General features: G+C 34.1%; 19 protein-coding genes. 9 read left to right on the forward strand and 10 right to left on the reverse strand.

All coding sequences use genetic code 11. From position 1 onward, the window contains the following. Nucleotides 1-3: 3 nt before the first annotated feature. Nucleotides 4-858: a dCTP deaminase domain-containing protein gene (locus R1T42_RS04715; protein WP_317291488.1), complete on the forward strand. Its 855-nt coding sequence runs from the start codon at nucleotides 4-6 to the stop codon at nucleotides 856-858. A gap of 1 nt (nucleotide 859) precedes the next feature. Next, a complete protein-coding gene (locus R1T42_RS04720; protein ID WP_317291489.1) occupies nucleotides 860-1,243 on the forward strand; it encodes a cytidine deaminase family protein in 384 nt (127 codons plus the stop codon). A 634-nt stretch (nucleotides 1,244-1,877) separates the two neighbouring features. Here R1T42_RS04720 and R1T42_RS04725 read toward each other — a convergent pair. Continuing rightward, nucleotides 1,878-2,444, reverse strand: coding sequence for a DUF4251 domain-containing protein (locus tag R1T42_RS04725; RefSeq protein WP_317291490.1), 567 nt, complete (start codon nucleotides 2,442-2,444; stop codon nucleotides 1,878-1,880). A 321-nt stretch (nucleotides 2,445-2,765) separates the two neighbouring features. Between R1T42_RS04725 and R1T42_RS04730 the strand changes: the two genes are divergently transcribed. Genes R1T42_RS04730 through R1T42_RS04740 form a run of 3 tightly spaced genes read left to right on the forward strand, consistent with a single transcriptional unit; the run spans nucleotide 2,766 to nucleotide 11,385 of the window. Then, on the forward strand, nucleotides 2,766-8,510 hold the full coding sequence (locus tag R1T42_RS04730; RefSeq protein ID WP_317291491.1) for a gliding motility-associated C-terminal domain-containing protein: 5,745 nt from the start codon (nucleotides 2,766-2,768) through the stop codon (nucleotides 8,508-8,510). Between the two features lie 20 nt (nucleotides 8,511-8,530). Then, nucleotides 8,531-9,481, forward strand: coding sequence for a PorP/SprF family type IX secretion system membrane protein (locus R1T42_RS04735; RefSeq protein WP_317291492.1), 951 nt, complete (start codon nucleotides 8,531-8,533; stop codon nucleotides 9,479-9,481). Nucleotides 9,482-9,501: 20 nt separating this feature from the next. Beyond that, nucleotides 9,502-11,385, forward strand: a complete 1,884-nt coding sequence (locus tag R1T42_RS04740) for an OmpA family protein (RefSeq protein ID WP_317291493.1) — start codon at nucleotides 9,502-9,504, stop codon at nucleotides 11,383-11,385. Between the two features lie 120 nt (nucleotides 11,386-11,505). On the opposite strand, the gene R1T42_RS04745 is transcribed toward R1T42_RS04740, so the two are convergent. Continuing rightward, nucleotides 11,506-13,374, reverse strand: coding sequence for a T9SS type B sorting domain-containing protein (locus R1T42_RS04745; protein WP_317291494.1), 1,869 nt, complete (start codon nucleotides 13,372-13,374; stop codon nucleotides 11,506-11,508). Between the two features lie 216 nt (nucleotides 13,375-13,590). Here R1T42_RS04745 and R1T42_RS04750 point away from each other — a divergent pair, with 216 nt between their 5' ends. The 4 genes from R1T42_RS04750 (at nucleotide 13,591) to R1T42_RS04765 (ending at nucleotide 15,744) form a co-directional block, all read left to right on the forward strand. Then, entirely contained in the window at nucleotides 13,591-13,896 is a 306-nt protein-coding gene (locus R1T42_RS04750) for an HPF/RaiA family ribosome-associated protein (protein ID WP_036585168.1), read from the forward strand. 4 nt (nucleotides 13,897-13,900) lie between these two features. After that, nucleotides 13,901-14,326: an ArsC/Spx/MgsR family protein gene (locus R1T42_RS04755; protein WP_317291495.1), complete on the forward strand. Its 426-nt coding sequence runs from the start codon at nucleotides 13,901-13,903 to the stop codon at nucleotides 14,324-14,326. An 81-nt stretch (nucleotides 14,327-14,407) separates the two neighbouring features. Beyond that, entirely contained in the window at nucleotides 14,408-15,346 is a 939-nt protein-coding gene (locus R1T42_RS04760) for a TerC family protein (RefSeq protein ID WP_317291496.1), read from the forward strand. Nucleotides 15,347-15,450: 104 nt separating this feature from the next. Continuing rightward, nucleotides 15,451-15,744, forward strand: a complete 294-nt coding sequence (locus R1T42_RS04765) for a hypothetical protein (RefSeq protein ID WP_042249722.1) — start codon at nucleotides 15,451-15,453, stop codon at nucleotides 15,742-15,744. A gap of 48 nt (nucleotides 15,745-15,792) precedes the next feature. Here the strand turns inward: R1T42_RS04765 and R1T42_RS04770 are convergent, their stop codons facing one another. The 8 genes from R1T42_RS04770 to R1T42_RS04805 form a co-directional block, all read right to left on the reverse strand. Beyond that, nucleotides 15,793-16,404 carry a nitroreductase family protein gene (locus R1T42_RS04770; RefSeq protein WP_317291497.1) on the reverse strand — a complete coding sequence of 204 codons (612 nt, stop codon included), beginning with the start codon at nucleotides 16,402-16,404 and terminating at the stop codon, nucleotides 15,793-15,795. A gap of 110 nt (nucleotides 16,405-16,514) precedes the next feature. Continuing rightward, on the reverse strand, nucleotides 16,515-16,766 hold the full coding sequence (locus tag R1T42_RS04775) for an acyl carrier protein (RefSeq protein WP_317291498.1): 252 nt from the start codon (nucleotides 16,764-16,766) through the stop codon (nucleotides 16,515-16,517). Nucleotides 16,767-16,786: 20 nt separating this feature from the next. Further along, entirely contained in the window at nucleotides 16,787-18,085 is a 1,299-nt protein-coding gene (locus R1T42_RS04780) for a beta-ketoacyl-[acyl-carrier-protein] synthase family protein (protein WP_317291499.1), read from the reverse strand. Further along, complete coding sequence (locus R1T42_RS04785) at nucleotides 18,085-18,540, reverse strand: 3-hydroxyacyl-ACP dehydratase FabZ family protein (protein ID WP_042271957.1); 456 nt, start codon at nucleotides 18,538-18,540, stop codon at nucleotides 18,085-18,087. The genes R1T42_RS04780 and R1T42_RS04785 overlap by 1 nt, the downstream gene beginning before the upstream one ends. A gap of 50 nt (nucleotides 18,541-18,590) precedes the next feature. Next, nucleotides 18,591-19,373, reverse strand: coding sequence for an SDR family oxidoreductase (locus tag R1T42_RS04790; RefSeq protein WP_317291500.1), 783 nt, complete (start codon nucleotides 19,371-19,373; stop codon nucleotides 18,591-18,593). Further along, the gene (locus R1T42_RS04795) at nucleotides 19,367-20,419 is read right to left on the reverse strand and encodes a type III polyketide synthase (RefSeq protein WP_317291501.1); all 1,053 of its coding nucleotides are present in this window, start codon (nucleotides 20,417-20,419) and stop codon (nucleotides 19,367-19,369) included. Before R1T42_RS04795 ends, R1T42_RS04790 begins: the two co-directional genes overlap by 7 nt. Next, a complete protein-coding gene (locus tag R1T42_RS04800) occupies nucleotides 20,403-21,119 on the reverse strand; it encodes a methyltransferase domain-containing protein (RefSeq protein ID WP_317291502.1) in 717 nt (238 codons plus the stop codon). Before R1T42_RS04800 ends, R1T42_RS04795 begins: the two co-directional genes overlap by 17 nt. Continuing rightward, complete coding sequence (locus tag R1T42_RS04805; protein WP_317291503.1) at nucleotides 21,116-22,231, reverse strand: NAD(P)/FAD-dependent oxidoreductase; 1,116 nt, start codon at nucleotides 22,229-22,231, stop codon at nucleotides 21,116-21,118. The genes R1T42_RS04800 and R1T42_RS04805 overlap by 4 nt, the downstream gene beginning before the upstream one ends. Nucleotides 22,232-22,234: the final 3 nt, after the last annotated feature.

Consider the following 22,234-nt stretch of genomic DNA (forward strand, 5'->3'; position numbering starts at 1 on the left):
TTTATGGCAATTTTAAATATAGAATCATTAAAAAAATTAGCAAAAGAAGATAAATTACTTGGTGACGACTATTTAGATGAAAACTTTGAACCAGCCAGTTATGACTTAAGGATTGGAACTATATATAAAGATGGAGAAATTATTAGTAGTGATCATCCTAAATCTCCTCACTACTTTACAAAGATAAAGCCAAGTGAAATAGTAACATTTCATACATTAGAAAAAGTCAAAATACCTAATGATTGTTGTGGAACCGTATTTGCTTTAAATAGTTATAGTAGTGCAGGTTTATTAATTTTAAACCCAGGTCATATTGACCCAGGTTTTGAAGGATACATTTCAGTCTGTGCCATAAACTTATCAGAACAAGAATTTGATGTAGATTTAGGAAATAAAATTTTCACATTAATACTAGAAAAGTTAGATGACGATGTTCCAAAAAAATATAGGTATAAGAACATTGAGAACCTAACTAGAAAGGAATTTGAAGAACTTCAATATAAAAATAGATTTCAAAAATTATCAAGTAGCTTCTTTGATTTAATACTTTCATACGATAAAAGTAATAAGCTTTTAAAAGACTTAAAATTATATGAAAAATTTAAAGTATGGTTTAAAAACATACTTTCGATATTAGTTACTGCAGCTTCAATTTTAGGAGGACTATATTTAATTTTTCCAGATTCAAGTATTTTTAATAAAGAGTCTAAAAACAAAAAAATTATTAAGCAGTATATGGATTCTTTAGATGTTTCTAAAAAAACGAATACAAAATTATTGAAAACAAATGACAGTATCAGTAAAGCTTTTGAATATTCTACAAAGAAAAAGAATGATACAATAATTAAGAAAAAATAAAATGAAAAGTGGATTAGATATTTTAGCAAAACGAGCTTGGGAAATTAGAGAAAATGCAAGTATTTTAGGTGATACAAAAGTAGGTGCTGCACTTTTAAGCAAATCTGGAAAGATATATGCTGGCTGTAATATTGAACAACTATATAGGAATAAAGATATACATGCAGAAGTAAGTGCAATAAATAATATGGTTTCTGATGGAGAAATAAAATTTTCATCAATTATTATAGTAGCGAAAAGAGAAAAATTCACTCCATGTGGAACATGTATGGACTGGATATTTCAATTTGGTGGACCTAATACAATCGTGGCTTATCAAAATGAAATTGATGGAAAAATTCATGAATTTACTGCGAAAGAATTAATGCCACATTATCCTTTTTGACTTCATAAAATTTTGGTCTAAACAAAAGGGGAAATGAGCGTCCATATTTTAGGGATTTATTAATACAGTTTCTTAAGATTTTGATTTATTCAAGGGATTTCAAAGCAATGTTATTGAGTTTCAATGTTTCCTAAAATATAGCGAATCAGCCGTAAATTGTTTCCAAAATTATATACAGCCTTGATACTTCGGCAAGCTCAGCACAGGTTTTTTGTTTCTTTTGCTTTAAGTCAAAAGATAATGAAACTTGAAAAAGAAGTTTAATTCAAGTTCCACTAATAAAAAGTGTATAGAATTTTATTTTTCTTAAAATTAATGATCTTGTGACAATCCACGAGAATCGTCTAAAATTTTTTATCACGTACATTTTATCGAATACGCGATTTATAATTAAAGTAGTAATGAATCCCAAGTTCCAAGTATTATTATAAAAAGTATACTTCAGGAATACTTTTCATAATAATACATTATAGCTTACAAATGGATAAAGCACTATTATAAAGAAAACAATACATTTGTACTATAATTTATATTATGTCAAATAGAATATTTGTAAATGATACTACTCTTTTAAAAAAGCTTCCAAATCTTTTATATGATTATGAATATTAAATTCAAACTATATAGTATCATTCTATAATGGTAATTCTTTAATCTGCTCCATTACACCGGTATATCTGATATTAGAACGATGTGAACTGCTCACATTTATATTTGCCTTGCGGTTTGTAAATATTTCAATGGTAATATCAAATGATTCTGCCTGATTGATGATTTGATATTCAACTCGTACTAAGCCTTTTTTATAATCGATAAATTGTGTATAGTTGGTTGGTATGCCATTAAATTCGATTCCGGTGTCTTGATTTCCATAACCTGATGATATGCGTCGTTCTCCATAATATGATAATTCGCCTTTTACAGATTTGTTTCCTAACTCGATATAATCATCTCGATCAGATAAATCAATACGGTTTGCACTATCGCCGTTAGGGATTAAAATACCGTTAAGAACATTAGTCACAGCATTAGTTGCTAGTGGATACGCAGTATTCATCACAATTTGAAAATCGTCTTGTTTTATCTTAACCGCTATCTGTTCAAGCTGTTGGTTTTGTAGTGCAACCTCTGCACTATTAAGGTTTGACTTACAACCTATTAATGTTAATACTACAAGAATCGCTATTGTTATATGTTTCATTTAAAATTAGTTGATGTAAAACAGTACGCTCAAAAAGATAATTGCAATCAAGGACCTTATAATTACGCTTTCGCGAAAGCGTATATAAAATTTACCATATAAAAATACAGTATCAGAATTAAATACAATCTTTTCTTTAAGGAAATCACCTTATTTATTCAGAAGAATGACGACCAAATGAATAGCTATTATACAAATTAACCGATAATCAAGTGATTTGACGAATGTTAATGGATGTTTATTAACTATAAACACCACTTACTCATAAAAGGCTTATAGACAAGTTATTTTTGTAAATTGAATATTAGATGACTATTTTTTATGAAAAAAAACTTACTCACTAGCTGGACCAAAAGAAAATTGCTGTTTATAGCACTTCTAGGTTTACCTCTTTTAAGCATACATGCACAATGTCCCACGATACCTGTCTCACCACAGGTCATTTGTGATGCGTCTCAATTGACATTTAATGATTTAAATGCATTTGTAACACCAGGACCTAATACTGTAAGATGGTTTTTAAACCCTACTGGTGGTAGTGCAATACCACAAACACAACTAGTTCGAGAAGGAACATATTATGCTGGTGATACTACAGGAACTTGTGGTACCAGATCACCACTCGTAGTAGATTTTACAGTAAATCCTAGTGGACAAAGTCTAGATGCTATTTTTTGTTCTAATGAAATGCCTACCGTACAAAGTTATATTGACACAGCTCTTGCGGTTAATATACCAGCTGGTGGTAGCGTTGAAGTTTATTCAGACTTTGCATTGACAATGATGCTTAGTCCATCGAGCAATTTAACTGGAAATGCAAATTATTTTATTGTTTTTGTAGATGGAGTTGGATGTAAAGGACAGATTGAATCTGGTAGTACCGCTGTATTTCCATCTCCTAATGCTCCTACTCCACCTTCAACACAAGAATTTTGTAGTGATACCAATCCTACTGTTGCCGATTTGAATCCTGGAACTACAGATAATTTTAATTGGTATAGTGATGTTGATGTTGCAAATAATCCTATTCCGCCAGCATTACTACTTACTACTCCTTTAATAGATGGTGAAACATATTATATACAAGCAGATAATTTCTTTTGTGAAAGTGATGTCGTTGCGGTAACGGTTCAAATTGATGACCCTGCAAATCCTGGTATTGGAGACACGATAGAGTATTGTGTTGATAGTTTACCAGCTTCAGATTTTGATTTATTTCCTTTATTAACGGGTATTCCAGATACAACAGGTACTTGGACTGGACCTACAGCTATTGCAAATGGAAATCTAGGAACAATTAATATAAGTACACTGATAGCAGGTTCTTACAATTATGTTTATACCGTACCAGGACCAGGCGCCTGTCCAGATGAAAGCGCAACGATAGTCATTACTATAAATGATGTTCTTTCCTCAGGAATGGCTTCTTCACTTGTACCACTTACTTTTTGTGAATCACAAGCTCCTACTGCTTATGATTTATTTTTATTATTAGATAATGAAGATGCAGGTGGTACATGGACACAAGGTTCTACAAGTGCTTCTCCTGTAGTTACTTCTCCTTTTGACTTAACTGGATTAATGCCAGGTATTTATGACTTTACTTACAGTCAAAACCTAAGCCCTAATCCATGTCCAGAAGAATCTACAACGGTTCAAGTTACTGTACTTCAAGATCCCAATGCAGGAACAGCAATCGCAACTGAGTTTTGTGAGAATGATTTAGTAACGAATTCACCTTATGATTTATTTGGTTCACTAGATGGAACACAAGATAATAACCTAGGAACATGGACTGACACTGCAAACGTAGTGGTAACTAATCCTATTGATCTTTCTGGTTTTACAGTAGCAGGAAGTCCTTATAGCTTTACGTATACAATTGACAACGGTTCTTGTATAGATACTGAAACAATTGTTATTACTATTTTACCAGCTCCAGAGTCTGGTGATTATATAGGAACACCATTTGAGGTGTGCGAAGATCAAGTAGTGGCTAACTCACCATATGATTTATTCAATCTTCTTGATGGAACACAAGATACTAACGGAACATGGTATGCTGGAAATTCCTCAACAGGAACAGCTGTTACCAATCCAATAGACTTAACCACTTTAGGAAACGGAACTTTTAATTTCACTTATAATGTTCCCGCGATAGGAACTTGTACTGATGTAGATGTAACGGTAACGGTTATCATTAACCCATTACCGGATACAGGTGTTCCTACTCCACTTTTAGTATGTGTCAATGATCTAGCAGCTAATTCTCCTGTTGATTTATTTAATCAACTGACAGGTCAAGACGCTGGAGGAACATGGTCTGATGATGATGCAACTGGTGCTTTAACAGGTAGTACTGTCGATATCACTGGATTTGCTGTAGGTACTTATAACTTTTCTTATTCAATTACAGATATCAATGGATGTATGAATAGCGCAACGGTAGCCATTACCATTGAGCCAGCACCAGAATCGGGTAATTATATAGGAACACCATTTGAGATTTGTGAAGATCAAGTAGCGGCTAACTCGCCATATGATTTATTCAATTTACTAGATGGAACTCAAGATACAAACGGTACATGGTACGCTGGAAATTCCTCAACAGGAACAGCTGTTACCAATCCAATAGACTTAACAACATTAGGAAATGGAACCTTTAATTTCACTTATAATGTTCCCGCGATAGGAACTTGTACTGATGTTGATGTAACGGTAACGGTTATTATTAATCCACTACCAGATACAGGAGTTCCTACTCCACTTGCTGTATGTGTCAATGATCTAGCAGCTAATTCTCCTGTTGATTTATTTAATCAACTGACAGGTCAAGACGCTGGAGGAACATGGTCTGATGATGATGCAACTGGTGCTTTAACAGGTAGTACTGTCGATATCACTGGATTTGCTGTAGGTACTTATAACTTTTCTTATTCAATTACAGATATCAATGGATGTATGAATAGCTCAACGGTAGCCATTACTATTGAGCCAGCACCAGAATCGGGTAATTATATAGGAACGCCATTTGATATTTGTGAAGATCAAGTAGCGGCTAACTCGCCATATGATTTATTCAATTTACTAGATGGAACTCAAGATACAAACGGTACATGGTATGCTGGAAATTCCTCAACAGGAACAGCTGTTACCAATCCAATAGACTTAACAACATTAGGAAGTGGAACCTTTAATTTCACTTATAATGTTCCCGCGATAGGAACTTGTACTGATGTTGATGTAACGGTAACGGTTATTATTAATCCACTACCAGATACAGGAGTTCCTACTCCACTTGCTGTATGTGTCAATGATCTAGCAGCTAATTCTCCTGTTGATTTATTTAATCAATTAACAGGTCAGGACGCTGGAGGAACATGGTCTGATGATGATGCAACTGGTTCCTTAACAGGTAGTACTGTCGATATCACTGGATTTGCTGTAGGTACTTATAACTTTTCTTATTCAATTACAGATATCAATGGATGTATGAATAGCTCAACGGTCGTTATAATTGTAGAACCAGCACCAGAATCGGGTAATTATATAGGAACGCCATTTGAGATTTGTGAAGATCAAGTAGCGGCTAACTCGCCATATGATTTATTCAATCTACTTGATGGTACTCAAGATACAAACGGTACATGGTACGCTGGAAATTCCTCAACAGGAACAGCTGTTACCAATCCAATAGACTTAACAACATTAGGAAATGGAAGCTTTAATTTCACTTATAATGTTCCTGCAATAGGAACTTGTACTGATGTTGATGTGACGGTAACGGTTGTAATTTATGAGCTGGCAAACTCAGGCACAGTGACACCTTTTCTTGTTTGTGAGACCGATCTGACTGCAAACTCTCCATTAGACTTGTTTGGTCAGTTGACAGGTGAAGATACAGGTGGTACTTGGAATGATGATAACGCAACAGGTGCTTTAACTACAAGCAATGTGGATTTAACAGTGCTAAACGTAGGAACTTATAACTTTAGTTACACTGTAGTCAATGGTAATTGTAGCTCTACATCAATAGTTCCTGTGACTGTAGAGATAGCTCCTGAAGCTGGAACAGCAACTAATTTTGATATTTGTATCAGTGACTTAACTTCAGGACAAACTTTAGACTTGTTTAATCAACTAACGGGTAATGATGCTGGTGGTACATGGAATGACGATGATACTACTGGATTTTTATCAGGTTCAAATGTGGATCTGACACTTTTGTCAACTGGATCTTATGATTTTACATATACTGTTCCTGCCTTAGGAACTTGTGCAAGTGATTCTGTTACTGTTACTGTTACTATAAATGACATAGCAGCACCTACTGTTACGATGAATCAAGATTTTTGCGACAATGCTACAATAGCAGATTTAGTTGCGACTGGAAATAACGTTCAATGGTATGAGGATGCGGCACTAACGATGTTATCAAATTCTACGGATGCACTTATTGATGGAGAAGACTATTATGCGACTCAAATAGATGGACTTACTAATTGTGAATCCTCGGTTGCGGTAGCTGTAGTTGTTACTATTTTTAATACACCTAATACTGGAATTGATATACCATTAACCGTATGTAGTGATGTGACAGCAGTAGATTTATTCTCAGCGCTGGATGGTTCACAAGATAATGGTGGAATTTGGTTAGATACAGATGGAACCGGTGCTTTAACTGGTAATTTGTTTAATGCTTCTATGGTTGCTGATGGAAGTTATGATTTTGAATATGCAATTACTGGAAATGCTCCGTGTGTAGATAGTTCTACTGTCGTAACTATTGTTGTACAATCACCAGTAACAGCAGGTACTAGTACATCTATAGATTTGTGTAATGATAATGGAACGATTGACTTATTTACTTTACTTGGAAGTGCTGATATAGGAGGTACTTGGACACCTATGTTAAATAGTACTACAGGTGTTTTTGATCCTTTAGTAGATAGCGCAGGTTCCTATCAATATACAGTGATGAATGATTGCAATACAGATACAGCTACAATTACTGTTAATCTGACTACAGCGCCTAACGCTGGTTTAGATAGTACATTAGATATCTGTGTGATTGATGCGCCCATTGATTTATTAACGCAATTAGGTGGTACTCCTGATTCAACTGGAACATGGTTACCTATGTTAAATGGTGGTGGAAATATTTTTGATCCGTCGGTAGATACGGCAGGTGTATATGTTTACACTGTTGCTGCTACAACACCATGTTCAAATGATGCTACATCGCAAATCGTAATACAAGTAGATGATAGTGCTGCTCCAACGGTTGTAAATTCTACCCTAGAATTTTGTGCCACTGACGATGCCATGGTAATGGATTTAGATGCTGCTGTGAATGGTTCAATGATTACTTGGTATGATTCTGTAGATGGAACAACTCCATTATCAGATGCAGATATATTAGTGGATGGAACTACATATTTTGCAACACAAACGAATGCAACAGGATGTGAATCTAGTGTAAGAGCTCAAGTTTCAGTAGTAGTTGGTGATGCACCTACTCCTACTCTTTCTTCAGATGGGAACTTATTTTGTATCAATGATAGTCCAACATTAGAAAACTTGATTGTTAACATTAATGAATACGATATGATTAGTTCTAATGTGGTCTGGTATGATGCTGTTGATAGTTCTACGGCACTTTCTTTATCAACGATTTTAGTTAATGGAATTACGTATTATGCAGCTCTTATTGATTCTGTTACCGGATGTGAGAGTAATGTAAGATTAGCCGTGACTACAGATTTAACGGCATGTGGTAAAGTAATAGTCCCTGATGGTTTTTCACCCAATAATGATGGTGTAAACGACACTTTTGATGTCGAAAACCTCGGCTTTTTATATCCAAACTTTAAAATGGAAATCTATAACCGATATGGAAATCTAGTTTATGAAGGAACCAACAGTACTTCACGATTTAATGGTTTTGCAAATCAGAAAGCCCTTTTAAGTGATGGTGAACTACCAGTAGGAGTTTATTTCTACATTTTAAACTTTAATGACGGAAGCACTAAGCCTGAGCAAGGAAGACTTTACCTAAGCCGATAGTGGTTAGAAAGAAAACAAACATGAAAAACATTTATACAATATATATTTTCCTAGCAGTAGCATTATGCGCTGCGTGGAAGAGTACTGCACAACAAGATCCACAGTTCACGCAGTATATGTACAATCAAAACATTATCAATCCAGCTTATGCAACTGGTAATAAGTCCGAATTGAATATTGGAGCTTTATACCGTACTCAATGGGTTGGATTAGAAGGAGCACCTAAAACGGCATCCTTATTTGTTCATTATCCGGTAAGTGAACGCGTTGAATTAGGCCTTTCATTTACAAATGATGATATCGGTAATGTTGTTACTGAAAATAACATTTATGCAGATTTTGCGTACATTTTACCAGTTTCAGAAGAGGCAAAATTATCTTTAGGGATTAAAGCTGGTGTTACATTATTTGATGCCAACTTTAATGGGTTTAATTTACAGTCTGGTGGTGTAGATACAGACGTAGCATTCAATGAAAACGTAACTCAAACCTTTCCTAATGTAGGTCTTGGTGCCTTTTACTTTACTGATAAATATTACGTCGGTCTATCTGCTCCTAATTTATTGACAACAACTCATCTAGAGAATGAAAATGGAATCCAATCCACAGGTGTTCAAGACATTCATTTCTTTTTAACTGGTGGTTATGTCTTTGACATTAATAATGATTTGAAGTTTAAACCGGCATTTATGGTGAAAGGTGTTAAAGGGTCTCCTCTTAGTTTAGACCTGACAGCAAATGTTTTATTTAATGAGAAATTTGAAGCTGGTCTAGCATATCGCTTTGGAGATGCTTTAAGTGGATTAGTCAATTATAGAGTAGCACCTAATTTGAGAATTGGTTATGCTTATGATTATACCGTTAATAATTTAGGTAACTACAACACAGGTTCGCATGAAATCATGTTACTCTTCAATGTAAAATCAAAATTCTGGAAAAGTGGTTATGACCGCTCACCTAGATTCTTTTAAAAAATACTATATCTACTATTATGAGATTAATCATAACCACTATACTGATAATTTTATGCTCTACAAGCTTTGTTGGAGCACAAAATTTGAGCTTAAAAAAGACCAATAGGCTTTTCAAAAATCAAGCTTATAAAGAAGCAATTGAAAACTATAAAAACCTCAAACAAACGGAAGAAGTTCTTAAGAAATTAGGTGATTGTTATTACTACACTGGTGATATGGCAAAGGCTGCTTTCACCTACTCTTCTATCGAAGATAATAATGGACAAATAACAGATAACAAAAGAATCTATCGATATGCACAATCCCTTTTAGCGCTTAAGGACTACGATAAAGCAGATAGTTATCTATTTTATTACCAAGGAAAAGATTGGGATACAAAAGAGTTTTTAAAAGAATTAGAGAAAAGTACACCGCATAATTTTACTGTAGCTCCTATACGAAATGAAGGGTCTAACAGTGATTTTGGTATGAGTTTCTTAAACGATACTGAAGTGGTTTTTGCCTCTTCACGTAATATGGAAAGACCTGTATATGCATGGAATGGATTACGATATCTAGATTTATATAAAGCCACTTTAGAAAGAGATGGAGCCCTTAAATCTATTGTACCATTCTCCAGTATCAATACAGACTTACATGAGAGCAATGCCGTTTTTACTGAAAATGGTACTGTAATGTACTTCAATAGAAATAACGCCGAGCGTGTTAAAATTAATAACATACCAGTTTCTAATATGAAAATCTATAAGGCTGAATTAGTAGATGGTATTTGGACCAATGTACAAGCTCTATCCTTTAATGATGATATGTATAGTGTTCAACATCCAGCAATTAGTAAAGACGGTTCTACTTTATATTTTTCAAGTGATATGCCTGGTGGATATGGAGAATTTGACTTATACAAAGTTAGCGTCAATAGTGATGGAACATACGGTGAACCAGTAAACTTAGGAAAGGAAATTAATACACAACATCTTGATCAATTTCCTTATATCAGTGATATTAATACCTTATATTATTCTACTAATGGTAAACAAGGTGTTGGTGGATTAGATATACATAGAAGTGATATGGTAAACGGTGAATTTACCACACCTATCAATTTAGGAACTACTATTAATAGTTCGAGAGATGATTTTGCATTTATCATAAATGAAAACCTTAATAAAGCATATTTCTCGTCTAACAGAACTGGTATTGATAAACTATACAGAACAACGAGAGAAGAAAATGTTCTTACTAAATATGCGGTAAAAGGTATCGTTAAAGACAGTATTTCTAATAAATTATTGCCAGGATCACTGGTATCATTGCTTGACGAACGTGAAATTCTAATCGATGATATGATTGTAGGTGATGACGCTACCTACTTCTTTAAATTAGAGCCTAATAGAAAATATACCATAAGAGGAACACGTAAATTATACATACCTCAAGATGTTCAATTTTCAACAGATAGAAATGGCCGCATAAGCCATGATATTTTCTTAACACTACTTTCTTATCAAGATGCTGAGGCTACAATTAAACCAGATCGTAAAGGTGATGTGCAGGTAGAACTAGATCAGATATTCTTTGATTTTGATGAGGCTATTATCAAGCCTGAAGCGGCACATACTCTTGATGAGTTAGTAGATATCATGAAGAAATATCCAGCGATGTATATCGAAGTATCTGCGCACACCGATGTACGTGGACCTAGTGCATACAATCTTGAATTATCTAAGAAACGTGCTGCGTCAACGCTTGAGTACTTGGTAAGCAAAGGTGTAGAAAGACGTAGACTTAGAAGTATAGGTTATGGAGAAATGCAACCACTTAATAATTGCATCCAAGAAGGTATTTGTACTGATAAAGAATATGAGATCAATAGACGATGTGAGTTTAAAATTGTTCAGTAATCATCTTTATGATTACTGATAAAAATCCCAATAGGCCTTTGCTTATTGGGTTTTTTTATATCATAAAATTTAGATTATTCCGCTTTCGCGAAAGCGGAATACCTACCAACCACTAACCCATTATCTCTTTAAAGTAACATGTCCCGTTAGCACCTGATTGTTATAATGTAGTTTATACCAGTAATCACTGCTAGGTAACGGTTGATTATCATACATCCCATCCCAACCTACTACAAGATTGTTAATTTGCTTAAGTAGTTTTCCATGTCGATCAAAAATCTCTAGTCGTGCACCTGGAAAAGCATCGATATTATAAATATCCCATGTATCATGATAACCATCATTATTAGGTGTGAAAAATCGAGGGATTCTTATGCGATTATAAGTAAAGAAAGTGACCTCACAACCAGTTCGATCTTTTACTCTTACTATGACCTGTAATAAATCATTAATATTAAAAACAGGACTATTATAATAATCTAAACCATTGATACTATATTGAAAATCACCCGTGTTTTCTGTGATAATATTTAGCTCATCATTATTAACTTCAACACCAGTTATTATAGGTGTTTCAATATATTCTACTTGAAATATGGCGGTGCTAGTGCATCCTTCTAGGTTAGTTACCTCACACGTATAAATGCCAGCAACATCTACACTAATACGATCTGTAGTTTCCCCACTACTCCATCTATAAAAACCATTTGGAAATTGAGTGTTTAGTAAAGCTATTTCTTCAGGACATAGTAAAAAGTCTTCGCTATTTACAATGGGTGAAGATCGATTTATAAAATTAACAGGTACTCTAGAATTACTGATACAACCGGAAACAATATCTTCTGTTTCAACCCAGTAAGTGCCATCGATTTGCGTGGTGTAGTCTATAGAATCATCATGTATAGAATTACCACCAGTTGCGTTCTCATACCAGTATGCCGTTGTACCAGGAGAAACATCTACTATTAAATCGACCAGTTCGCCATCACAAGATATATATGGACTTTGTCTAGGAACTGCTAGTGGAACTACGACATTTCTAAATTCAAAAATTTGTGAAAAAGAATAACAACTAGAATTAGTAAGGTTTGCAGGTGCGCCTGCTATTTTAACTCTATAATAAGTTGTAGAATTTAATGGTGGTGTGGTCAACGTAAAGCTGTTCTCACCTACTATATCTGTAAAGTTACTTCCATCAGCACTTTGTTGCCATTGATATGCTGTTAAAGATGGAGCGCCGTTTTGAACAGTTGCATTAAGTTGTATACTTTGTGCAGGATCATTTTCACATTTTGTTACTACAGTTTCGCCAACAATCGTTGTTACTAGAACATCATCACCGCATACATTAAAACTTATATCATCAATGGCGAGATCATTACCACAGCCGCCAGCACCTACATTAATCATTTTAAGAACAACACCATTCTGTCCAGTGCTTGTGGTAAATGTTAAACCATATTTAATCCATGTAGGACGTTGATCTGCAAATTTAGGACTCATGGTACCATTTGATAATAAAATTGTGTCTGTAGCATCCCATATTTCAAAACGCACTTGTATCGGTATTTCTGTAGAACCACACACATTTTGTACGCCATCGAGTACATTCATAATCCATGCACTAAATTCATAAGGTGTGTTTTCACACAATCCATTTATAGGCGTTCTATAAAACTGACCAGCATTAAAACCAGCATTAACAATAAGCATTTTACCATTATTATTACCTGTATGATCAGGAAAAGAAAACCAACTACCCAATTGACCAGAGTCACTAGAAATAGTGTATTCACCATCTTGCGGTGCTGCATTTACATATTGATATGAAGTTACTGCATTAGAAAGTGATGGACCATTATTTGTGCCTGACCCAAAATCTTCTGTAAATATGGCTGGACCTAATATTCCATCACAGAATTGTAATTGCGCTTTCGCGAAAGCGTAACTCAATAAAGCCAGTAAGGTTAGAGTAATCCTATTTATCATACTGAAAATATACGGTAGAATTTTATATGATTGCCCAACATGTTCATAGATTAATTATAGAAAACAGAATAACAAAACAGTACATCTTTAATAGAATTGGTATAAATTTATGAATACGTCTATAAATCTCATAATTTCTTACTAATAACACGTTAAAGCTTTATGAAAGCACATGTAATAATCAGATATTGAATGTAACTTCAATAAAAAAATAATATGCAAATCCAATTCAATTATCAGCATGTCTCTGGAAGTACAGAGCTAGAAAATTTTACTAAAGAAAAATTGCAAGTTATTGCAGATCGATATAGCTGGGTAACCAGAGCAGATGTTTTTTACAGAGTAGAAAATACGGAAAGTAAAGAATCTGGAATGATTGCAGAAATAAGGCTAAGCGCACCAGGTCCTAGATTATTTGCAGAAGAATCACAATCTAATTTTAACGATGCTGTTTCTAAAGTAGTGAATCAATTAAAAACGCAGTGCGAGAAACGTAAATCAGAACTTATAGACCATGCCTAATCAGATGTCAGTACTCAATACTAAAGAAAACTTATTAATACTTTTTTATAATTCTGAGATAAAGAATCACAAAGAAATCTATGCTTATACTAAAAGTGCAGAAAAGGATTGTCATACCGTGGACATTAGCAAAACAAAAGTAACAGGTACCGTATGGGCAGAAGTAGCTGAAAAACTTTCTATAACCGTACATGGACTGATTGATACAAATCATTCTGCCTTTGAGAATCGATATGGAAAGGAAAAAGAACTTAGTGCAGACGATACTATAAAAATTTTACAAAACGATCCCCAGATGCTCATCTTCCCTATTATGGTGAAAGATGATACCGCTAAAATCATTAAGAATTACAGCGAAGTAACTAGGTTTCATGATCCTGACAGCATAGGAATTGATAAAACAGAAATAGGAAAAGAAAACGATTATTAATTAATATTCATAATTTTAAAAAAGGCTTTGATTTGCATAAATCAAAGCCTTTTTACATGTAACTGTATTAACTTTGATATTATGACAATTTGGATATCCTTTATAATATTTGTGACCATTCTGCTAGCATTAGACCTGTTAGTCTTCAATAGGAATGCACATGTAATATCAACAAAAGAAGCAACGAAATATACTATACTATGGGTTTCTATAGCACTAGCGTTTACAGGTGTTATTTATTTGATCTATAACGGATCTTACATAGCAAATCCTGAAGATTTATCTGCTAATAAGGCTTCTATAAAATATATTACAGGTTATCTAATTGAACTATCATTAAGTATTGATAACATCTTTGTGATAGCTATAATATTTAAGTCATTTGCGATCGAACAACGGTATCAACATCGTGTTTTATTTTGGGGTATCGTTGGAGCTTTAATTTTTAGAGCTGCTATGATCTTTTTTGGTGTAGCGTTGATAAGGGAAATAGACTGGATGACTTACATTTTTGGTGCTTTTCTATTATATACAGCCTTTAAAATGCTAGTTAGTAAAGATGATGATTTCAATCCAAAGGAATCTATAATCTATAAACTTGCACGTCGCTGGTTTCCTGTTACTGATCGTATTGAAGGACAAGACTTATTTATTAGAAAAATGGGAAAATTAATAGCGACTCCTCTTTTTTTAGCCTTAATCGTAATTGAATTAACAGATGTACTATTTGCTTTAGATTCTATTCCTGCAATCCTAGCCATTACCTCTGATCCATTTTTGGTCTTCTCTAGTAACATTATGGCTATAATCGGATTACGTAGTATGTACTTCTTCTTATCTAATCTATTAGATAAATTTCAATACATCCATTATAGTCTTATAGCTATTCTAACTTTTGTAGGTCTTAAAATGATATTAGTACACTACATTCATTTCCCTGAATGGGTATCCTTAACTTTTATCTTTACTGCTTTACTGGTAGGCGCACTTACCTCAAAATTTCTACCTCATGAAAGCTAATAACGATTGATTAAAATAAATACGGATTATTAAGCTCTCTATTTTTAACATTTTTTTCAAAACCATATGGTGACATTCTAGCGTATATCTATAAAATATGCTCGATGATTACGTACACTTATAAACATACACAACAAAAACAACGACTTGAAAATTTATTTCAACAAGAATTATTGCCGTTATTTGAATCCAATGCCATAGAGCATGTTCAGGTTGATTTTCAACTTGTTATAGATCATAATGGACGAACAAAAGAATCTGCCTCCATATACTTGAGATATAATAATCGTTTAATATCCTTTAAAGCTATTAAAGGACGATTTAAAAAATCTGCAAGTATCATTATTGAGGATGTTAAAAGCTATTTTGATCAAACAGATCGATTTTTATCTGCATAAAAAAAGGCTCCTAATTGAATTAGGAGCCTTTTTAAGTTTGTAATCATTTTATAAAGATTCTCTTTCTATAAAATCACCGTTAAAGAGAAATTCATCTTGTTTTTTACGTTTTCTAGGAGCGCTTTCTTCTTTTTGTAAGTCTTTATTTAAATCATCATCATTTCCCCCATAATAACCAGCGGTTATTGCTGTAGCAACATGATATTCTTCAGGAAATCCAAAATCTTCTTTTGCAGACTCAAAATCCACACCGGCCATTTGGTGTATAGCTATTCCCATACTGTGTGCTTGAATAGCCATATTTGCTGTAAATTGACCTAGATCATGTAAGGCGTGATAATTTTCTTTACCATCAGGAGTTTTAGTATTTATTACTCCTAGCATTAGTACTGGCGCATTAGTTGCCCACGACTGGTTAAATTCCAAAAGATGATTCATAATACGATCATATGTTTCACTTCCTTTAATTCCCCACACGATATTCCATGGCTGAAAGTTATTGCTGCTAGCAGCCCATCTTCCAGCTTCAAACATTGATTGTAAATCTGTTTGAGAAACTGGCATATCTGCAAACACCCTTGGACTCCATCTATTTTTAATATTGTCAATTATTGGATGGTCATTGGGTGTTTCTTTAAGAGCTGTATTTTCTTTATTCATCTTTTTATTTACAAGATAAAACCATAGGATTTAGATATCACTACCTTTTAAATAGTATTATTATAATATTAATAGATATTTATGAAAATACAATCTAATAGTTTAAAAGTTTAAGGTTTTAGTTTTCTTTGAACAATCTGGACAGAATCTGATACGGTCTGCATTGCTTCCATATCGCTTTCATCTAAGGTGATATCAAAAGCATCTTCAACATCTAAAGCAATATCTACTAGGTGAGCACTATTTATTCCTAGATGTTGCATTAGATGGCTATCAGCCTGAATGTCATCAGCATTTACATCTTGTGGTAAGTATACTTTAACGATATCATGTAATTGATTTTCTATTTCTTCTTTTTTCATTTATAATTATATTCTAGACCTTAGTGATTATTTGATTCATCTTTCCATCGTTTCAATACTACAGCGGCGTTCACATCACCAAAACCAAAACTTGCTTTAATTAAAATGTCTATATCTGTTTGAACCACTTTAGTCGGTATTTTCTCAGCTGGATAAATAGCATTAATATCAGAGTGTAATTTTGTTATATTTTGATTAGGAAATATCTCCTGATGCCTTAATTGTAATATAGCACCTACTAATTCAATACTACCAGCTGCAGCAAGACAATGCCCTACTGTTGATTTAAAGCTATTTAAATAAGGGAATTGATTAGTCAATTGCAATCCTTCAACCCAGTTACTTACTTCATAACCATCTTTACCAGTTGCTGTTATATGACCGTTGATGGCGTCTATATCCTTATTAGAAACACCTGATTGCTCGACTGCTTGCTGAATACCTTGTTGCACAGCATCACCATTAGGAGCAGTCATACTACCATTACCGCGATGGCCACCAGAATTTAGTGAACCACCTAAGACCTCTCCATATATAGTCGCTCCACGTTTTAAAGCACTGTCCAATTCTTCAAGAACCATTGCTCCAGCGCCACTACCAGGCACAAAACCTGCTGCATCATCAGAAAATGGTCGACTAGCTTGTTCTGGATGATTATTATAACCTGTAGGCAATATGCGCATAGCATCAAAACCACCCCAAATATATGGACCAGAATCACTTGTAGAGCCTACAAGCATTTGGGTAGCTTTTCCATAAGCTATGCGTTCATATCCCATTATAAAAGCCTCTGTACCCGTACAACAAGCGCTAGAATTGCTTGTGACCATATTCCCAGCTCCTAGTTCACCTGACAACCATGCACTTACACCACTAGTCATGGTTTGGATAACACTGGTACTTCCTAACCTGCGCACACGACCATCATCTATCAGGTGAATTGCTTCTCTGAATTTTTCACCACCACTTTGGCCAGTTCCCATTATGATTCCAAAATCAGACAATGCACAACCTTTATCAGCTACGGTTAATCCAGCGTCCTTAAAAGCGTCTTTTCCTGCGATAACACCATATACTAATCCGCTTGCCTTTAAACCTCTAAGCTGTAACGGTGTAAAATATTTTGCAATATGTTCTACAGTTAAATGCGGTGTACCAGATACCCGACATCCAAAACTTAAATCTGCTAACTGCTGGTCATATGTTAAGCCACTTTTGCCAATTTTCAATGCTTTGTAAAAATCGGAAACATTAATAGCATTAGGAGCTACCACGCCCATACCGGTTATTACAACTCGTTTAAGGATTTGCTTACTCATCATTTTACAGTTTCATCAGACTTTATAATCATACCACTCACCCAACCTTCTGCAATTTTCTTCTCGTTTTCATCCATCATCTTTACTAGACATTTTAATTTTCCAAATCTGAAATATTCCTTTCTAGCACTAACTATAACTGCGGTTCCTGGCTTAACGATTGAATTAAACACTACATGACTTTCATTAAAAACAAAATCTAAAGATTGTGTGTTATTTTTATTTAAATAAGTACCTAGACAAGCTAGTCCGATTTGTGCCATGCATTCAATAAGAATAACTCCTGGAGTTACTGGATTTTGTAAAAAATGATGCTTGTAGAAATATTCGCTTTCGCGAAAGCGGTAAACACCTATCACATGGTTATCATCCATTTCTAAGATGTGGTCCACAAATTTAAATCCGTCACCATAGGGTAAATTTGCTACTATTTTTTCAAAGGGATCTAAAATCAATATGTAAAGTATTAGTTAATGTGATTCAATATAATATACTTAAAATCAAACTACTGTAAAGACTCGCCGCCATCAACTTTAATTACATTTCCTGTAATCCATTGGGATTCTTTAAGAGCTAATAAATAAACGACGTTTGCGACATCTTCTGGCTGTGTAAGCCTGTGATTAGGATTACGCTTTAGACTCATCTTTTTAAGAGCTTCATACATAGGTATGCGTTTAAGACTATCTGTATCTGTAACACCAGCCTGTATACAATTACAGGTGATTTGTGATGTAGCAAATTCTATAGCCATACTTCTATTAATCGCCTCAAGAGTTGCCTTTGCGGCACTTACCGCAGCATAGCCTTCCATGGGCTTTAAACTGCCTTCACTAGTGAAACTAATTACTCTAGCAGGAGTTGCAAACATAGATTGTGAATGTAAATTAGAAACCCAACTGTAGATACTTATTCCCATGGATTGCACCGTTTGTTGAAAATCACCACTAGACAATCTATTCTCACCAGTCATAGGCTTTAAATTGCCTTTAGAAATACTATGAAGTAAAACACTTAGTTTGTTCTCGTTTAAAAATGGTTTGATTTGAGATAGCGCTTCGATAATTTTATCCTCGCGAGCGGCATCCATATTAAGAGTTAATAATTGATTCCCAAAACTTTTTATCTTTTGAAAATCTGCTTCAATTTTTGAAGTTTGTAATCGAGAGGCTCTATATAAAATGATAAGATTCATGCCATGCTGTGCTAGTTTTAGAGCGCTTGCATACCCTAGACCGCTACTACCGCCTAGAATTATTCCATACTGACCTTCAAATTCTTTTACCATTCTAATAAAATGCGTTGTGCTGTGAAACCTGGACCAAAACTAAGCATCAATCCTCGCTCACCAGTTTGTAGATTTTGAGTCATAAATCGTTCTAATACAAATAGAACGGTCGCACTACTCATATTACCATAAAGTCTCAAAACCTCTTTAGTATCATTAATATCTTTACCTAGTCCTGCAAATAACTCCTCTACGGTTTGTACAATCTTTTTTCCTCCAGGATGAAATATTAAATGATCAATATCTTCAATAGACAATCCTTGTTTTTCAAGAAACGGATGAATTATCGCAGGAAAATGACTGGCTATCGTCTCTGGTACAGCTTTATCGAGCACCATTTGTAATCCACTATTTACTAAGTCAAAACCCATCATATGCGTTGCATGAGGGAAGTGATACATCTCGTGTGCTTTCATTACAGGTCCATTATCATCATCATGTGATGATAAAAGTACACATGCGCATCCATCACCAAATATGGCTGCACTTACCATATTTGCCATAGAATAATCCTCTAATTGAAATGTAGCTGTTGGTGCTTCTATCGCTACAACAGCAGCTTTTTTGCCAGGATTTGCTGTTAAAAATTGTTGTGCATAAATTAAACCAGATACGCCAGCAACACAGCCCATTTCAGTAACCGGTAGTCGATAAATATCAGGCCTCATTCCCATGCTATTAATTAAATATGCATCGATAGAAGGAATCATTATACCCGTACAACTTACCGATATGATATAATCTAAATCAGTTGCTTGCCAGCAGGCTTTATCTAATGCTTTTTGAACAGCCTTCTCGGCTAGTGGTACTACTTCTCTTTTATAGATGGCGTTACGATCCTCAAATGATGTTTTTGTAAAAACCTCAATAGGATCCATTATAGAGTACCTTTTATCAACTCCAGCACCCTCAAATATCTTAATCGTTTTACGTCTCAATCTATCATCTTGATCTGCAAGCCAGGTTTCAACAAAAGGTAAAATCTCTTTAGTTTCTTTATAATACTTAGGTAGTTGCGTTGCAACCGCTTTAATTTTTACGCTCATAGATAGGTATTAACCATATAAATCGGAATGACCACTTCCATTGTATTAAGTCATTTTTAAAAGGTACCAATTTTGCATATCGTTTAAGATCTGCACGCTTGAAACCACTTGCGATAGAAATTAAGCCATCGTGTTTTGAAATTTCATTTCTTATAAAAATAAGACATACTAGTTGAAATAGTATAAAAGCCGTTCTGCTTCTATGTAAATCATTAATAATTATAGAGTAAGTCGTTATTTCCTTAAATTTCTTTAAAAAATCAATGATTTCTATATCATCAAAATGATGCATGGTTAAAGTACTTATAAGTATATCACATTCAATTTCTGTCGAATCGATTTGTAAAATATCGCTTTTGCGAAAGCGAATATCCTTAAAACCTTCACTCTTTAAATATCCTTTCTTGATTGAATTTGCACTAAAATCTAATCCCAAGAACTGAACTCTAGAATCGTTAATATTAGTGGAAAGATAACGTAACATCTCACCATCACCGCAACCAGCGTCAACAATCGTTATGGTACTCTTATTTATTTTTTTAAGTTCTTTTTGAACAGCTTTTAATGTAAATTTAAAGCCACCTAGCCATTTATTAACTCTATTAATATCATCAACAGCATTTTGTAAAGTTTGCTCATCAAGATTAGGATCATCCATCCACTCTGGATCAGAGTTTCTTTTATGGTCTACGTAAATCATGGTTGTATCTCTTTACCGTGTGTTTTTTTAATGATTATAGGAAGTAGAAACGGTAAACACTCTAAGAACCAATAAGATAATGTTGTTAGTTTTTTATGTAATAAAACCTTTTGCAGCCACCTTCCATAAAGCAATCTAGATGAAAATGTTTTTCTCCAGCTTTTAGAGTAGTTAATTAACATTTGATCTCTGGTTATTTCATCTTGTAAATACTGAGTCACATACTTAGACGCAATCTGCGCACTGTGAATAGCCATTGCCATACCATTACCGCATAAAGGATGAATTAATCCTGCGGTATCACCTATCATCAATAATTTACCTTCTACAGGTTGTTTTTGTTCAAATGAAACCTGAGAGATAGTGATCGGCTTTTCCCATATTGGAACAGCCACTTTAAAGAATTCTTTCAAAGCTATATTTTGTGTTAACACCTCTTTGTTAAAGGCATTAATATCTTTATACTCTTTAAAAGATTCATAATTTACTAAATAGCTTAAATTCACATTACCGTTTTCTATCTTAGACAACCCTGCATATCCACCTTTAAAAGCATGTAATTCCACTATATCATTAGGCATTTTAAACTTATAATGCATTTTAACGGCGAGCCATGGAGATTTTTTCTGAATAAAAGGTCTTGCTAACTTTTTGTCAAGTAATGATCTTTTACCTGTAGCGATGATGACTTGTCTAGATGTTAATGTTTGATCAGTAGTAATTACCTCATAATGATTGTGATTTAAAGTTATATCTGAAACACGATCGAGAAGAAAATCCGTCTTTTCTTTAGCTTTATTATATAATTCTAAATCTAAAGAATATCTAGATACACCTATGCCTCCTAAAGGTAACGTGGCCGTTTTAATAGATTGCGATCCACGTGTAAATCTAAAATTATTAATAGTAACTTGAGAAAGATCATTAATATGAATACCTAACGATTTTAAGTATGAATCAACCTCCATACTTAAATACTCTCCACACATCTTGTGACGTGGATACGTATCTGGATCAATAACCAGTACTTTAAAATGTTGAGATAGGTGTATAGCGGTCGTTAGTCCGGCAAGACCACCACCAGCAATAATGACATCATAGTTCTTCTTCACCTG

This window comes from Nonlabens ulvanivorans, from assembly GCF_032922765.1.
GTDB lineage: Bacteria > Bacteroidota > Bacteroidia > Flavobacteriales > Flavobacteriaceae > Nonlabens > Nonlabens ulvanivorans.

What these genes read in the sequence shown, in the direction of transcription:
- R1T42_RS04750 (WP_036585168.1), top strand. Translation starts at nt 13,591, where the DNA reads ATGCAAATCCAATTCAATTATCAGCATGTCTCTGGAAGTACAGAGCTA.
- R1T42_RS04795 (WP_317291501.1), bottom strand. Translation starts at nt 20,419, where the DNA reads ATGAGCGTAAAAATTAAAGCGGTTGCAACGCAACTACCTAAGTATTAT.
- R1T42_RS04765 (WP_042249722.1), top strand. Translation starts at nt 15,451, where the DNA reads ATGATTACGTACACTTATAAACATACACAACAAAAACAACGACTTGAA.
- R1T42_RS04725 (WP_317291490.1), bottom strand. Translation starts at nt 2,444, where the DNA reads ATGAAACATATAACAATAGCGATTCTTGTAGTATTAACATTAATAGGT.
- R1T42_RS04730 (WP_317291491.1), top strand. Translation starts at nt 2,766, where the DNA reads ATGAAAAAAAACTTACTCACTAGCTGGACCAAAAGAAAATTGCTGTTT.
- R1T42_RS04740 (WP_317291493.1), top strand. Translation starts at nt 9,502, where the DNA reads ATGAGATTAATCATAACCACTATACTGATAATTTTATGCTCTACAAGC.
- R1T42_RS04760 (WP_317291496.1), top strand. Translation starts at nt 14,408, where the DNA reads ATGACAATTTGGATATCCTTTATAATATTTGTGACCATTCTGCTAGCA.
- R1T42_RS04775 (WP_317291498.1), bottom strand. Translation starts at nt 16,766, where the DNA reads ATGAAAAAAGAAGAAATAGAAAATCAATTACATGATATCGTTAAAGTA.
- R1T42_RS04790 (WP_317291500.1), bottom strand. Translation starts at nt 19,373, where the DNA reads ATGGTAAAAGAATTTGAAGGTCAGTATGGAATAATTCTAGGCGGTAGT.
- R1T42_RS04770 (WP_317291497.1), bottom strand. Translation starts at nt 16,404, where the DNA reads ATGAATAAAGAAAATACAGCTCTTAAAGAAACACCCAATGACCATCCA.
- R1T42_RS04715 (WP_317291488.1), top strand. Translation starts at nt 4, where the DNA reads ATGGCAATTTTAAATATAGAATCATTAAAAAAATTAGCAAAAGAAGAT.
- R1T42_RS04780 (WP_317291499.1), bottom strand. Translation starts at nt 18,085, where the DNA reads ATGAGTAAGCAAATCCTTAAACGAGTTGTAATAACCGGTATGGGCGTG.
- R1T42_RS04800 (WP_317291502.1), bottom strand. Translation starts at nt 21,119, where the DNA reads ATGATTTACGTAGACCATAAAAGAAACTCTGATCCAGAGTGGATGGAT.
- R1T42_RS04735 (WP_317291492.1), top strand. Translation starts at nt 8,531, where the DNA reads ATGAAAAACATTTATACAATATATATTTTCCTAGCAGTAGCATTATGC.
- R1T42_RS04745 (WP_317291494.1), bottom strand. Translation starts at nt 13,374, where the DNA reads ATGATAAATAGGATTACTCTAACCTTACTGGCTTTATTGAGTTACGCT.
- R1T42_RS04720 (WP_317291489.1), top strand. Translation starts at nt 860, where the DNA reads ATGAAAAGTGGATTAGATATTTTAGCAAAACGAGCTTGGGAAATTAGA.
- R1T42_RS04755 (WP_317291495.1), top strand. Translation starts at nt 13,901, where the DNA reads ATGTCAGTACTCAATACTAAAGAAAACTTATTAATACTTTTTTATAAT.